Origin of the sequence: Blautia sp. DFI.1.216 (assembly GCF_020594215.1) — a bacterium.
In the GTDB taxonomy this organism is placed as follows: Bacteria; Bacillota; Clostridia; order Lachnospirales; family Lachnospiraceae; genus Blautia_A; species Blautia_A wexlerae.
Genome location: NZ_JAJDML010000003.1, coordinates 84,666 through 98,258, shown reverse-complemented (window position 1 = coordinate 98,258; position 13,593 = coordinate 84,666). Strand labels below are relative to the sequence as shown.

Sequence of the window (13,593 nt, the reverse complement as noted above, 5' to 3'; positions counted from 1 at the left end):
TTATTAGAAAGTAAAAGGCAGGTAGAGCCGATGATAGACAAATATGGAAGAGAAATAGATTATTTAAGGATTTCCCTGACAGACAGATGTAATCTGAGATGCATTTACTGTATGCCGGAAGAAGGCGTAAAATCCCTTTCTCATGCAGAAATCCTCACATACGATGAGATTCTCCGCATCTGCAGGTGCGCAGCAGATCTGGGAATCCGTAAGATTAAACTGACAGGCGGTGAGCCACTTGTTCGTAAAGGCTGTGCAAGTCTTGCAAAACAGATCAAGGCGATCCCGGGAATTGAGAAAGTGACATTAACAACAAATGGAATCCTGCTCGCCGAGCAGCTGGATGCATTACTGGATGCAGGAATTGACGCCATTAATATCAGTCTGGATACTTTGGATCCGGAACTGTTCAAAAAAGTAGCGAGACGTGACGGACTGGAAAAGGTATTTGAGGGAATCGAAGCAGCACTTGCACATCCGGGACTTTCCCTGAAGATCAACAGCGTTCCGGTGATCAAGGAAAAAGAAAACTTCATCGGGATTGCAGGACTGGCGCAGAAATATCCAATCCATGTGCGTTTTATCGAGATGATGCCAATCGGATTCGGAAAACAGTTCCCATTCCAGGATGAAGAATCTATCAAAGCAGTACTGGAAGAAGCCTACGGTCCGATGCATGCAGTCAATGAACGCTACGGAAACGGCCCATGCCATTACTATGAAATCGCAGGATTTAAGGGAAAAATCGGATTTATCAGTGCAATGACCCACAAATTCTGCAGTCAGTGCAACCGAGTACGTCTTACATCCGAAGGATTCATGAAAGGATGCCTCCAGTATCAGAAAGGTACAGACCTGCGGGGGCTTATGCGCGGCGGCTGCACAGATTCGGAACTGAAAAAAGCAATTTATCAGGTGATCTGGAATAAACCGGTGAGCCATAATTTTTATCAAACGAAGACAGAGCAGGATGAAATCAGAGGAATGTCACAGATTGGCGGGTGAGATATGTAAATAAGAAAGACACTTTTCTTCTAACATTTTGAAATTGCAGCATCTTGCGGCAAGGGAAGAATCTGGTTTGGCAATACACTTCTGGTATAATTTCATGGCTTTGTTTTGCAAAGTATTCTGAATATTGTCAATCAGAAATTTTTCTTTTTGGAGCAGATAAATATAATCGGTTTTTTCTTTGTCACTTTTAAAAGAACGGAAACAATCAATCTGATTATATTTTAATTGCGTAAGACAATTGTCTGGAACGGGAATCATGTTATTGATATTTAATACTGCATAAAGATATCTGGTAGATTCATCCTGAAGTTTGTGGAAATCCAGACTGTTTGACATTTTTTGATGTTTGGGTTTGGCGGAAGAGATAGGAACATAGTAATGAAAATTTCCAATTGTAAGAAGAGTTCCTACATGAAGTTTTAAACGTTCCCCATATTCCACATATCCAACGTGGGAATCAAATTGTGTTAGGTAATTTATATATTTTTTATCAACAATATACCAATTCATAAAACCTCCTGAAAGTAAAAAGTGGGTGGATTACTCCACCCATTACTGTTAATCGATTGTTTTAATTGGACAACCTAACCGCTTTTAAACGAGTGTTTTGGCTGGACACTCTAACCGCTATACAGACATTTCTGTCTGTGATTTTATTATATGTAATATGAAGAAAAAAATCAATACTTTTATTGATGATTTATATAAACAAAAAGGAAAACTGATAATGAGAAAGAAAGAAATTTCTATGATTATTCTTGCTGGCGGTGCCAGCAGCCGCATGGGACGGGACAAATCAGATCTGACGATAGATGGGAAGACATTTCTTGAGATGCAGATAGAAAAGGGGGAAAAGCTTGGAATCAGTGATATTCTTCTGTCTGGCTATCATGGTGAAAATAAATATAAATATCCCATTATACCAGACCGCTTCCCGGGAAAAGGTCCGTTGGGAGGGCTGGAAGCCTGTTTTCGTAAAGCAAAGAATCCATATTGCTTGGTACTTGGTGTAGATGTTCCTCTGGTTCCGGCAGAGGAACTGGCTGCACTGATTCGCCAATCTCTGCATTCAGATGCAAAAGCAGTGATACTGAGCCACGGCGGGCATGAGGAACCTCTTATGGGAGTATACTGTACAGACCTGGCAGATGCCATGCTTGAAGAAATCACAGAGCGGAAAGGCGCAGTCTTTGCTTTTCTGCGGAAAAATGGATACGAATGCTACGAAAGCCAGGCTGCGGCCTGGTATTTTTCCAATATCAATGATTCGGAAACATATAAAGAAATAGCGAGAAATCATTTTAGATTCAATTGGAAAACTGTGATGAGAGTCGACAGAAACGTTTGATTGCTTATTACAGGAATAGCTGACAAAATGAACTGTTGATGTATTTTCAACATTAGAGAATAAGGGTGGTGATTATGGCTGAGTATAAGAATTGGTATTTGGCTGGAGGATCGGGAATGAAGGATGAGAGAAAAAAATTAAAATTAATTATATTACAATGCATAGCTGTGATAACTGTAAATTTTATTACAATCTGGTATTTCGAAGAACTTTTTTTCAGGGGATTTTGGTATGTTATTTTTGCATCATTTATTTTAACTTTTATATATATCATACGGAGTTTTTGCTGTTTGAGAAAGATTCGTGTATTTTGGTTTGCGGCAATACCAGTTTTTCTATTTGGAATATATCTGGCATTTTTGTTTAATGATGGAATAAAAAAATTAAACTTTCAGGTATATAAGGAAAAAAGGACTGAAATTGTTCAGATGGTACAGAATAACCAGATAAAAATAAGGAAAGATATGGAATTAATCGAACTACCAGAAGATTATAAAAAATGTTCTTCAGGTGGAGAAGCTGTAGTCCGGAAAAATAATGGCAGTTATACAGTGGGATTCTGGTATACACAAGGCTTTTTGGACAGTGGATTTTCTTTATTTGCCTATAGTAATGATGACAGTCGGACAGATGTGATTCAGATGGTAAAAGAATATGGAGGAATAGAATATGAAATTAATCTGTCTGAGAAAGAAAAGGGCTGGTATTATGTTACGGCAAAAGTCGGTGAGTAATTGAGAAAATGAAAGCGAAATATGTCTGGCGGTTCAAATTAGAATTAAGGAGAACAGAAATATGGATATACAAATACTAAATATTGCTGAACTGTTACTATTTGTTTTCATGATTTGTACTTGTATAAGGATATACAGACAAAAGAAACAAAAAGGAAAAATATCGTTAAAAACGTTAATTATGTTTTTGATAAACCTTATATTCTATGCTATGGTAACTGGAACTAATTATCATCGAACTCACCCGGGAGAGAGTAAATTTCAGGCAGGGATTACATATAATAATGTACGTATATTTATTTATAGTATTGTCTTTTGTTTAGGCCTGGCAATCATGAAGAAAATGAAAAAGCTTGCGTCAAAGTGGATTATAACATGGGCGATATTATGTACGGTATTTCTAATTGTAATGTCGTTTTGCGAAATAGAAAATGCATATGTGAGTTTTTCAACAGCAGATTAGGCAGAAAAGTATTATGGAATTGAAAAAAATAAAATAGATGAAATATATGGTGAAGATTCCATAGAGGTATTATATCTTGAAGATAGACAAATGAATAGTAAAATAATTTATAAAGAAGAAGGAGGGTGGAAATGTACATCACATTCTGAGATAAAATGTCTTTATAATAGGGCTGATTTTAAGAAAGATAATACAATTGTTGTGCGAGAATGTACGATAACCGGAGAACTGTATATCAGTGTTATTTGTGGAAAGAAAGATAATAAAGATTTCCAGATATCAGATACACAAAATACAATTTTTACAAAAAAAGAATTTGTAAATAAAAATGGAGAACAGATAAGTTATAATGGCTATCTTGGAAAAGAAAAACCAAAAAATTATGTGATTCACTTAGATGGCGAAGAGATATCTATAGACTGGAACGAAAGTGATATTATGATTGTTTGACAGGAACAAAGTTAAAGATGAATAAAGTTGATTATGAAGAGAACGGTTGGCATTCCTCCACCGACCGTTTTTTTTGTACCCATTTTTAAGAAAAAAGAGGTGAAAAACTATGAAATACAGAATAATTACATTAATTGGTCTTGCCGAAAGTACTCTGGCAGTGTGTTTTGGAGGTTGGGATAAATTCCTGCAGACATTGCTTTTGTTTATGGCAATCGACTGGTTTACAGGGGGAATCCTTCTTCCGGCAGTATTTGGAAAAAGTCCGAAATCTGAAAATGGTGCACTGGAAAGCAGAGCAGGCTAGAAAGGGTTGTGCAGAAAAGGCATGACATTGTTGTATGTTCTCATTGCTGCCCGTCTGGAGGCATTGATGGGAACAGAATATCTGAGAGATAAGGACAGTTGCTGTACAACTTAAATGTGACTTATCTGGTTGAAGGAACTGTAGTCTGGCAGAATAATGGTGGTTGTACAGTGGATTTTCTTTATTTGCTTATAGCAAGAATGATAACCGGACGGATGTGATTCAGATAGTGAAAGAATATGAAATTAATCTGTCAGAAAAAGGCTGGTATTATGTTGCGGCAAAAATAAGCGAGTAATTGAATGCTTACTTATTTCAGAAAAGTCTAACGGAGCAAATTGTTGATGCATTTCCGGTATTAAAGAGAATCTTTACAGTCTTCCTAAAACAGTTAAGAATGGTTCTGAAACCTTAAACTATACGTATGACGCAAACGGAAATATCATAAGTATCAAAGATTCTGCAGGTGAGAGTACATTTCGATATGACGAATTAAATCAGCTGATCCGGGAAAATAATCATCAGTTAAACAAAACCATCACTTATGCCTATGATCTGGGTGGTAATCTGACAGTAGAAAAAGAGTACGCATTTACGACTGCGGAAACTCTTCCTGATACACCTGTGAAGACAATGACAGGAACTTATGACAGTGCATGGAAGGATAAACTCCTGAGCTGGGATGGCACAGCAATGACTTATGATGCCATTGGAAATATGCTTACCGGAGGAGGAACAACTTATACCTGGACACAGGGACGCAGGCTTTCCGGTGTAGAAAATGGAAAGAGTATTAAATATCTTTACGACAATATTGGTGCCAGAGTGAAAAAAAACAGTAGACAATACAGTGACTGAATATCAGTGGGCAGGAGATCTTCTCCTTTCTGAGAAAACTGACGGAAGAATCATCTGGTACTGTTATGACTCCCAGGCCAATCTGATCTTTGTGACTATCAGGGGAATCACCTATTTTTATGTACGAAATGTACAGGGTGACATCATTGCCCTTGTTGACGCAGATGGAAAAGTGGTAGTAAAATATACTTCTGACAGTTGGGGAAAAGTGATTGCTGTTACAGGTGAGCTGGCAGATACAGTAGGTGTTCAGAATCCATTCCGCTATAAGGGATATTATTATGATAATGAAACAGGTATGTATTATCTGAAAAGTAGATATTATGATGCGGAAATTAAAAGATTTATTTGCGCAGATGGATATTTTTCTACTGGAGTAGGAAAACATGATTGTAATATGTTTTTGTATTGTAATAATAATCCGATTATGAATGTTGATGTTAACGGATATTCATTTATATCGTTTGTAAAAAAAATCAATATCATTTGTAAAGGATATTGTCGGTGCGGTAAGTAAAGGCATTTCGATATCTGGAGGCTCTGCGGTTGCTATTGCGACATCAGATGGACCATCTCCAGTAATGGATTTTGTAGCAGCCGGAATTGTATTAGGTTTTAGTATTTATGAATATTATAAGGATAAAATTCACGATAATACACAAACAAAGATTTTAAGTTTGCCTAGAAATAAAAAAGATGTTGTTATTTATAGGTATGGAGGAACGAATCCTGGAAATTTAACGCCTTCTCAGAAAGATTCAGATACAGGCTTATCGTTCTCAACAATTCCACCTAGGATGGGAGGAAAAGCAGCTGTTACAACAATTAATACATTAAATAAGACAGGGATAGTTTATGCATATCAGGACAAATTAACACATGTTAGTGTGGTGCCAGTAGGAGTAAGTATTCAAACATGGATAAATGCAGGGAGTGGTTCAATTCGGACTCAAGCGGTAAAGAGTGTTGTAGTAAAATGGGATGGAGGAAACTAAATGGGAACAGATATTGATACTATTTTTAAAATGTTAAGTTGGAATAGTTCAGAAAAAGAACAATTGAGAGGAATAGACGAAGCGAAAAAAATAGAATATCTTTCCGTTTTATTTCAACCAATAGAAGATAAATCTGTATGGGAAAACTGTGCAAAGGTAATTAGCTCAAAATCAGATAATGAATTAAAAAAATATATGAATAATATGTTTGAATGGATAAAAGATATGAATTGGCCGGGTGCATTTGATATATATGCAAGAATTAAGCGAATGAATGTAGATTGTATAATGGAAAATTACATATATGCAATAAAAATAGCACTGAAATATCAAGATATAAATTGGCTGGACTATTTGTCTGGACTAATTGAAAATCCTGAGGTTTATAAACTTTTACCCGAAGAATATCAAAAATTAATGACAAAATATTATAATGATTTTTGGAAGGAATAACTTTAAAACAAAAGAGAGCGGTTGGCATTTCACCCCACCGACCGTTCTTTTTGTACCCATTTTTAAGAAAAAAGAGGTGAAAAACCATGAAATGTAAATTTTGTAAGGACAGTTGCTGTATAGCTTGAATATGTCATATCTGTTCGGAGAAGCAAAAGTGAGCGTATATAATAAAAGAGCGATTGAGGTAATATTTCCTGAGATATGTCTTGCGTATTGATTGCTGCAAAAAATAAATTACTTTTCGCTAAGATGTAGAAAAGCCCATTTTTCTGTGATAAGATGATAAGGATTCGATAAACAATGACTGTTTTACGAACAGACAGAAAGCATGCATCAAACTGCATGACAGAAGAGAACGGAGTTGAAAAGGTGAAAAAAAGAAAAAATTTTTTCAGAAGTCTGCGTTTTCGTATTCTGATCATCCTGATCATTCTGGGAATCGTGCCGGGGGTTATTGTAACATATACGATGCTTCATAACTATCAGAACCGGGCGGTTGCAATGCTTACAGAGACAGTGGGTGATCAGTGCGATATTTTATGTAATCTGATCATCAGGGAGAATTATCTCAATGATACAGATTCAGAGGTTGTAAACAGCAAGCTGGAACTGTTTTCCAATGTGTATAACGGACGTATCCTGCTGGCTGACAGAGATTTTAAGATAGTGAGTGATACCTTCCACACAGAGGAGGGAAAGACGCTTCTCAGTTCACTGGCTGTAGCCTGTCTGAAAGGAGAAGAGACAAGCAATTATGACGCCAGAAGTAAAGTACTGGAGCTTGCGGTTCCTGTACAGAGTCCGGATGTGCAGCAGCTTCAAGGCGTGATGCTGGTAAGCGTTTCGGCTGTTGATATTGCGGAAACACTGGCAGAGATGGAACAGAGAGGCGTGATGCTGATCGGAAGTATTGTTGTTCTTTCGGTATTTCTGGCATGGCTGCTCTCTACAATACTTGTAAAACCACTTGCAAGAGTGACGAAGGCCATTGAAGATCTGACAGATGGCATGCTGGATGAAGAAATCAGTGTTCCTGACTATACGGAGACAGAGCTGATCACAGATGCATTCAACAAGATGGTCAACCGTATGAAAATCCTTGATGAATCCAGACAGGAGTTTGTATCCAATGTGTCCCATGAACTGAAGACGCCTCTGACTTCTATGAAGGTTCTGGCAGATTCTCTGGTTGGACAGCAGGGAGTCCCGGAGGAACTGTATCAGGAGTTTATGAGTGATATTACTGCTGAGATCGACAGAGAGAATAAGATCATTACAGATCTGCTCTCACTGGTAAAGATGGATAAGAAAGCTGCAGATGTGAACATTACACATATGGATATCAATCAGCTTCTTGAAGATATTCTCAAACGTCTGCGTCCAATTGCGGACAAGCGCAATATCGATTTGATCCTGGATTGCTTCCGCCCTGTGGATGCAGATGTGGATGAGGTAAAGTTTACTCTTGCCATCAGCAATCTGGTGGAGAATGGCATTAAATATAATGTGGATGATGGATGGGTGCGCGTGTCACTGGATGCAGACCATAAATATTTCTATATAACAGTGGCGGATTCCGGTATGGGAATCCCTGAGGACAGTATAGAGAGAATCTTTGAGCGTTTCTATCGTGTGGACAAGTCCCATTCCAAGGAAATCGGGGGAACCGGTCTGGGACTGGCGATCACCAAGAGTTCTATTGCAATGCACCATGGAACGATCAAAGTATTCAGTAAAGAAGGAGAGGGAACTACATTCTCTGTGCGTATTCCTCTGTCTTATATACCGTCATAGGAGGTGCCATTGTGAAAAAGAAACTTTCAATCATTATAACAGCGTTAATACTAAGCATCCTTGCGGCCGGGTGTTCTGTGGAGATACATGAAGATTCGGGTAAGCAGGATGCCAAATATTATCTGTACGATATCAGCTCTGATGAAACTCAGCTTCAGAAGGAAAGCTACTCTCCGGAGGAGACAACTGCAGACTATATGCTTAAGGATATGATGCAGCGGATGAACAGCCAGCAGACAGATTCGCAGAACCGGGTCAGTCTGCTTCCTGAAGGAGTACAGATGAATTACAGTGTAGAAGAGGACGTGCTGGTGGTCAACTTTAACAGTCAGTACAGCAGCATGAGCCGCGCCAGGGAATTACTTGTGCGGGCAGGTGTTGTGAAGACTTTTCTTCAGGTTCCGGGGATTAATTCTGTGCGTTTTACAATAGAAAATGAAGATCTGACAGATTCCAGGGGACAGGCTGTGGGAAATATGACTGCAGATACCTTTGCCGAGTTCACAGGAACTGAACCGGATGCCTATTGCAGCAATACCTTTACGCTTTATTTTACTGATAAGAGTGGTCAGAAGCTGGTAAAAGAACAGCGTACTGTGCGGTATAAACGCAGTATCCCCAAAGAGAGGATCGTTCTGGAACAGTTAATGAAGGGACCGCTGGAAAAAGGGCATTACCCCACAATTCCGGAGAATACGGAGGTTCTGAATGTGACCATAGCAGACAGGATCTGCTATGTGGCATTTGACGGAGTATTTTCTTCCTATGCGCTGGATGTATCGGAGAAAATACCGGTATATTCTGTGGTAAATTCGCTGCTGGATGCGCTGGATGCAGACAAAGTGCAGATTACGGTCGGCGGGAAGGACAGGCTGGATACCTTTGGTAAGAAGATGGAGCTGTATCATTTTTATGAAAGAAATGATAAGCTGGTAGTCAAGGAAAAAGAGTGATATTCATAAACGAAGAGGAGGCACAAAAGTGAGGAGACGCCCTGTGTGTATCCTGTGCATGCTTCTGGTTGTTTTTCTGTGTGTGACAGACTGGCTGGGATTTTCCCTGATAAGGGGGAATCCACTGCCACAGTCTGTGCAGACATGGATCAGAAAGCATCCGGAATCCACCATCTGCGGGGAGGTGGTCAGGTGCCGGGAGAATGAAGATTTTCAATCTGTATATCTTAGAAATACTTATCTTATTTACAATTCTGAAAAAGTTTCCATTGATAATATAAAGGTTTATTTAAACTTAATATAAATTTTTGATTATCTTTTCATATCTTCTTAAATGTCCGCAAAGCCTTATTTTATCAGCTTTACGGGCATTTCTCTTTTCGGCTGATACTTCCAAACAGCTACGTTTCATCACGTTTTCTCACGGTCAATCGTGGTAAATATCGTGGTAAAACTTTAAGCTATCATGCTTCTTAATTCTGCCTTGACGTTCTCTATGGACGCATGGGCGTACAGGTTCAGCGTGATACTGATGTTTGCGTGTCCCATGATATACTGTAAACTCTTAGGGTTCATGTTCCTGTTCGCAAGTCTGGTACAGAACGTATGACGCAGGATATGGGGCGTTATCTTTGGTAAGCTGTCCTCATGGCTCTTGTTATATTTCTTTCTCAGATTAGCGAAAGTAGAAGTATAATAGGCATTCGTCATAGGAAAGCCTTTCCCGTTCAGAAAGAGGAAACCACTGTACCCGTCTATCTCTGTCGGCTCTGCCTTTGCCTTGTTTGCCATGACACGCTCAAATGCCTGTTTCACTTCCTCACTCATGGGAACATCACGCACACCGCTTTTTGTCTTTGGTGTTTCGATATAATAGCCCGTTTCCTTGCTGGATAATAGCTGGTGGTCTACATGGATAACGCCGTTTTCAAAGTCTATATCCTGCCTTGTCAGTCCGCACAGTTCCGAGATACGAAGCCCTGTCTTTAACAGTATTACGATTGCGTCATAATACTTTTTATATACCCTGTCCCTGCTGGCAAAGGACAAGAGCCTTTCTTCCTGTTCCTCGGTCAATGCCTGCCGTGGTGTCCTGTCGTCCTCTATGACCTCATTCAGCTTGAAATCAAAGGGGTTCTTCCTCACGAGGTCGTCCGCTATGGCAATGCGGAATGACGCATTTAACGAGCGTTTATAATTGCTTATGGTCTGATAAGCATAGCCCTTGTCTTTCATGCGTAACGCCCATTCCTTAGCGTCTGAAAGGCGTATGCTGTCAATGCTCCTAGCCCCCAGTATATCGCCCTCTAATGTCCGCATGAGCTTTTTCCTGCCCTGTCTTGTGCTTTCCTTTACGTTGGCTCTCTGGGCGTTCTGTTTGGCGTATAGCTGGCACAGCGTCATTTTTCCGCCTGTTGTGTCGATACCGTCCTGTAAATCCCTTTGTATCTCCGTTTCTAATTCCCTTAGGGATTTCCCGTCCCTCTTGCCTTTAGGTACGAGGTCTGTCGGCACAAGTTTCCATGAATAGGCATACCTTGTCTTTCCTGCCTTGTCCACATATTTGTATAAGTATCTTCCGTCTGCTCGCTGGCTCTCTCCTGTCTTTAAGAGGCGACCTTTACTGTCCCGTCTTTTTTCCGACATTTCTTATCTGCTCCTTTCGTAAGAAAGAGCCTTGATATGACTTACTGAAATAATATCACATACAAGGCTCTTTTGCATTAGATTGCGTCTGTTTTATCCATAAATTTCTCAAACTGTTTTTTCTTAATCAAGATACGGTTGCCGTTCATCACATACCAGTCGCCGTGTCGGTTTTCTTCTACCAATCGGCGTAGCTTGTTCTGTCCGATTGTGAAGTATCTTGACGCTTCCTCAATGGTAAGGGTGTATTTTTCCCATACAGGAATATCAATCTTTTCGTTCATCATGCCACCCCCCTACCTGTTCTTTGTGTCATACTGGACGTAGGGTATCAATTCTGTCCTGTCTATCCGCTGTAAATGGGCGGTCAGCTTGCTGGAAAGGGAAGTGCTGTACCTTGCCTTATCTACCATATCCCCGACACGTTCCAGCCCACCTAAAGCGTCATGGGATTCGAGGAAGTAAAAGCCTTTGACAGCGGATATGACACCACCCTCTGTAAGCCACTGTTGCGTTTCTTCAAGGGAATTATGCGGTGTGGGTACATGGAGTTTTAAAAGTTCCACAGCCCCTAAAAAGCGTTGCCAGAAACGGCACGTTTTCCACCTGCTCTTGTTGCTCTCATTCCTGTTTGCTACGACAAAACGCAGGTTGTCCGCCAGCAGTCCGAAAGCCAGTTCCCCAATCTCCAGCGGTCTTGCCTGAAATGCCATAGCAAAGGCATGAGCCTTTTCATCACGCAGTTGCATTTCCGTCCGTTTCCAACTCCCGACTTCATCAAGCGTCCTGTTGTATTTGCCGCACACTTCCTTGTCCTTGTCATAAAAGCGGTAGGAAAGCCCCGATTTTCCAGCCCCGATATAGACGGTCTTTGCGGTGTCAAAATCATCAAACTTGCTCTCGTCAAAATGGTAGCCCTCACTGTTGGCGATAAATTCCTCTTTTTCACATTTCTTCTTTATCTGCTCTATGGTAAAGAACGGCGTTTCGTTCCTGTCGTCAATGGCAACGTCCAGCCTTGTGAAATGGTAGTTTCCAGCCCCATATCTCCTTTCACAGCGTCCGAACATATCCCCAAAGGTCAAGCCGTTGTTATCGAGGATACGGAAAATATCATCACACCCCCTGCCTGTCATCACGAGATAACAGCCCAGCCCTTGTGGGTTGTCCTCTGTCTTTTTTGCGTCGCCCGATACATAAATATCTCCGATTTCCCAACGCGCCTGATACGTCTTAAATTTGACCGTTGCAGGATAGACATTAAAAATATCGGTCGGCAAGCATAAAATGTGCCGTATCACATCTTCTGCCGTTGCCGTATCAAAGACAATGCTGATGTAATCAATCTTGACGGATAAATTTTCATGTGTTGCGATAGTGCATTACTCCTTTCGTACTCCCCGTTTTTTTGCGGGGTAAAAATCGTGTTTTGTCCTTTATTTATCACAGTTTCTAGGTACTATGACATGTATGCGCAGGGCGGTGTTACATATACGCCCTGTACGGAACGCCTACGGCGTTCCTTTTCTTCCTGCACCAGCCCCGTTCTTAACGCTCACGAGCCTTTGGGAGGCTCGTGGCTAAACGGGGCAGGCACAGGAAGAAACACCGTTTTCGGTCGGATAGTCCATGCCTATTCATGCTATCAAAGCGAAAATAACTCTTTTCTATGCCTACTCAAGCGTGTGATTGACCTCATTGTGCTTAATCACTATATCCTCCATGATAATAACGCCGTTAGAATTACTTGTCAAGAACTTTTTCTTGACTTTTTCGGCTATAATAAGTATGATAGGCTTATAAAGGAACGAAAAAGCCGGGAAAGGAAAAGATATAAGAAGTTATGGAGCATGACACAAAGAAAATAAATTTTTTAGGGGAGAACATACAGACCATAAGAAAACACAGGAAAATGAAACAGCAGGAGCTTGCGGACGCCATCGGTATCAATATGCAGAGCCTTTCTAAGATTGAACGAGGGGTAAACTATCCCACCTTTGACACGCTGGAAAAGATAATGGACGTACTGGAAGTAACACCGAATGAATTGTTGTCGGGAGAATGGAAGTTTGTCCAACAGGCGGAAAAAGAGGTATGCAAGTTTTTACGGACGGAAGAACGCCTAAATGCAGAACTGAAACACGGACACTATGATAACTTCTTTGACAGTGAAGAAGAATGGCTAGAGTATGAGTTGGAGCAGTTGCGGAAATACATCACAGACTATATCAAGGGAGAGGACATACAAGCGTCCGACCTTTACCCTATCAAAACATTTATCCAGCACTTGAAATTTCAGAAAGTATTAGACCGTTATGATGATTTATACAGCATGGATATGTTCGGGGAAAGCACAGACGGACACAAGTACGGTACACCTTATCAGGTTGTAAAGAGGATAAATCCCAACTCAAAAGAAGATATGGAGCTGTTGCGGGAAGTCTTAAAGGACAGCCATTTTGACAACGGGGACGAGTAGCCTTTTTCCTCTTGCAAAAAGATACAGCAAACAAAAAGCCCAGATCAAGAGTGCAAGCACCACTTCTAAAGAAGTGGCAGGCTCTTGACAGGGCT

Annotated in this window: 17 protein-coding genes; 13 read left to right on the top strand and 4 right to left on the bottom strand. The window is 40.3% G+C overall.

Features of this window, described 5'->3' with window-relative positions; genetic code table 11:
* Positions 1 to 30 precede the first annotated feature (30 nt).
* The gene (gene moaA / locus LJE11_RS02130; protein ID WP_022380643.1) at positions 31 to 1,005 is read left to right on the top strand and encodes a GTP 3',8-cyclase MoaA; all 975 of its coding nucleotides are present in this window, start codon (positions 31 to 33) and stop codon (positions 1,003 to 1,005) included.
* Here moaA and LJE11_RS02125 read toward each other — a convergent pair.
* Positions 988 to 1,524, bottom strand: a complete 537-nt coding sequence (locus LJE11_RS02125) for a type III toxin-antitoxin system ToxN/AbiQ family toxin (RefSeq protein WP_008706177.1) — start codon at positions 1,522 to 1,524, stop codon at positions 988 to 990. The genes moaA and LJE11_RS02125 overlap by 18 nt on opposite strands.
* A 217-nt stretch (positions 1,525 to 1,741) precedes the next feature.
* Between LJE11_RS02125 and mobA the strand changes: the two genes are divergently transcribed.
* The 11 genes from mobA to LJE11_RS02065 all read left to right on the top strand — a co-directional run bounded on the left by mobA (position 1,742) and on the right by LJE11_RS02065 (position 9,579).
* Entirely contained in the window at positions 1,742 to 2,362 is a 621-nt protein-coding gene (gene mobA / locus LJE11_RS02120; protein ID WP_020993502.1) for a molybdenum cofactor guanylyltransferase, read from the top strand.
* Positions 2,363 to 2,436: 74 nt separating this feature from the next.
* Complete coding sequence (locus LJE11_RS02115) at positions 2,437 to 3,096, top strand: CPBP family intramembrane glutamic endopeptidase (protein ID WP_147612019.1); 660 nt, start codon at positions 2,437 to 2,439, stop codon at positions 3,094 to 3,096.
* Between the two features lie 553 nt (positions 3,097 to 3,649).
* Entirely contained in the window at positions 3,650 to 4,009 is a 360-nt protein-coding gene (locus LJE11_RS02110) for a hypothetical protein (protein ID WP_008706170.1), read from the top strand.
* Positions 4,010 to 4,118: 109 nt separating this feature from the next.
* Positions 4,119 to 4,316: a phage holin family protein gene (locus LJE11_RS02105; protein WP_055059787.1), complete on the top strand. Its 198-nt coding sequence runs from the start codon at positions 4,119 to 4,121 to the stop codon at positions 4,314 to 4,316.
* 624 nt (positions 4,317 to 4,940) lie between these two features.
* Entirely contained in the window at positions 4,941 to 5,174 is a 234-nt protein-coding gene (locus LJE11_RS02095; protein ID WP_227226643.1) for a hypothetical protein, read from the top strand.
* Complete coding sequence (locus tag LJE11_RS02090; protein WP_055059789.1) at positions 5,167 to 5,691, top strand: RHS repeat domain-containing protein; 525 nt, start codon at positions 5,167 to 5,169, stop codon at positions 5,689 to 5,691. The genes LJE11_RS02095 and LJE11_RS02090 overlap by 8 nt, the downstream gene beginning before the upstream one ends.
* 64 nt (positions 5,692 to 5,755) lie before the next feature.
* Positions 5,756 to 6,169 (top strand): hypothetical protein, encoded by a 414-nt coding sequence (locus LJE11_RS02085; RefSeq protein ID WP_055059790.1) that lies wholly within the window; start codon positions 5,756 to 5,758, stop codon positions 6,167 to 6,169.
* Positions 6,170 to 6,622 carry a DUF5071 domain-containing protein gene (locus tag LJE11_RS02080; RefSeq protein WP_025578529.1) on the top strand — a complete coding sequence of 151 codons (453 nt, stop codon included), beginning with the start codon at positions 6,170 to 6,172 and terminating at the stop codon, positions 6,620 to 6,622.
* 345 nt (positions 6,623 to 6,967) lie between these two features.
* Positions 6,968 to 8,419, top strand: a complete 1,452-nt coding sequence (locus LJE11_RS02075; RefSeq protein WP_026649827.1) for a sensor histidine kinase — start codon at positions 6,968 to 6,970, stop codon at positions 8,417 to 8,419.
* 11 nt (positions 8,420 to 8,430) lie between these two features.
* Positions 8,431 to 9,372 (top strand): GerMN domain-containing protein, encoded by a 942-nt coding sequence (locus LJE11_RS02070; protein ID WP_008706166.1) that lies wholly within the window; start codon positions 8,431 to 8,433, stop codon positions 9,370 to 9,372.
* Positions 9,373 to 9,417: 45 nt separating this feature from the next.
* A complete protein-coding gene (locus LJE11_RS02065) occupies positions 9,418 to 9,579 on the top strand; it encodes a hypothetical protein (RefSeq protein WP_227295426.1) in 162 nt (53 codons plus the stop codon).
* Between the two features lie 249 nt (positions 9,580 to 9,828).
* Here the strand turns inward: LJE11_RS02065 and LJE11_RS02060 are convergent, their stop codons facing one another.
* From LJE11_RS02060 to LJE11_RS02050, 3 genes are all read right to left on the bottom strand, one after another.
* On the bottom strand, positions 9,829 to 11,019 hold the full coding sequence (locus tag LJE11_RS02060) for a site-specific integrase (protein ID WP_101629279.1): 1,191 nt from the start codon (positions 11,017 to 11,019) through the stop codon (positions 9,829 to 9,831).
* A 77-nt stretch (positions 11,020 to 11,096) separates the two neighbouring features.
* Positions 11,097 to 11,303 carry an excisionase gene (locus LJE11_RS02055; protein ID WP_101629282.1) on the bottom strand — a complete coding sequence of 69 codons (207 nt, stop codon included), beginning with the start codon at positions 11,301 to 11,303 and terminating at the stop codon, positions 11,097 to 11,099.
* A 12-nt stretch (positions 11,304 to 11,315) separates the two neighbouring features.
* Entirely contained in the window at positions 11,316 to 12,365 is a 1,050-nt protein-coding gene (locus LJE11_RS02050) for a replication initiation factor domain-containing protein (protein ID WP_257963366.1), read from the bottom strand.
* Between the two features lie 566 nt (positions 12,366 to 12,931).
* Between LJE11_RS02050 and LJE11_RS02045 the strand changes: the two genes are divergently transcribed.
* Entirely contained in the window at positions 12,932 to 13,498 is a 567-nt protein-coding gene (locus tag LJE11_RS02045; protein WP_412659886.1) for a helix-turn-helix domain-containing protein, read from the top strand.
* Positions 13,499 to 13,593 lie beyond the last annotated feature (95 nt).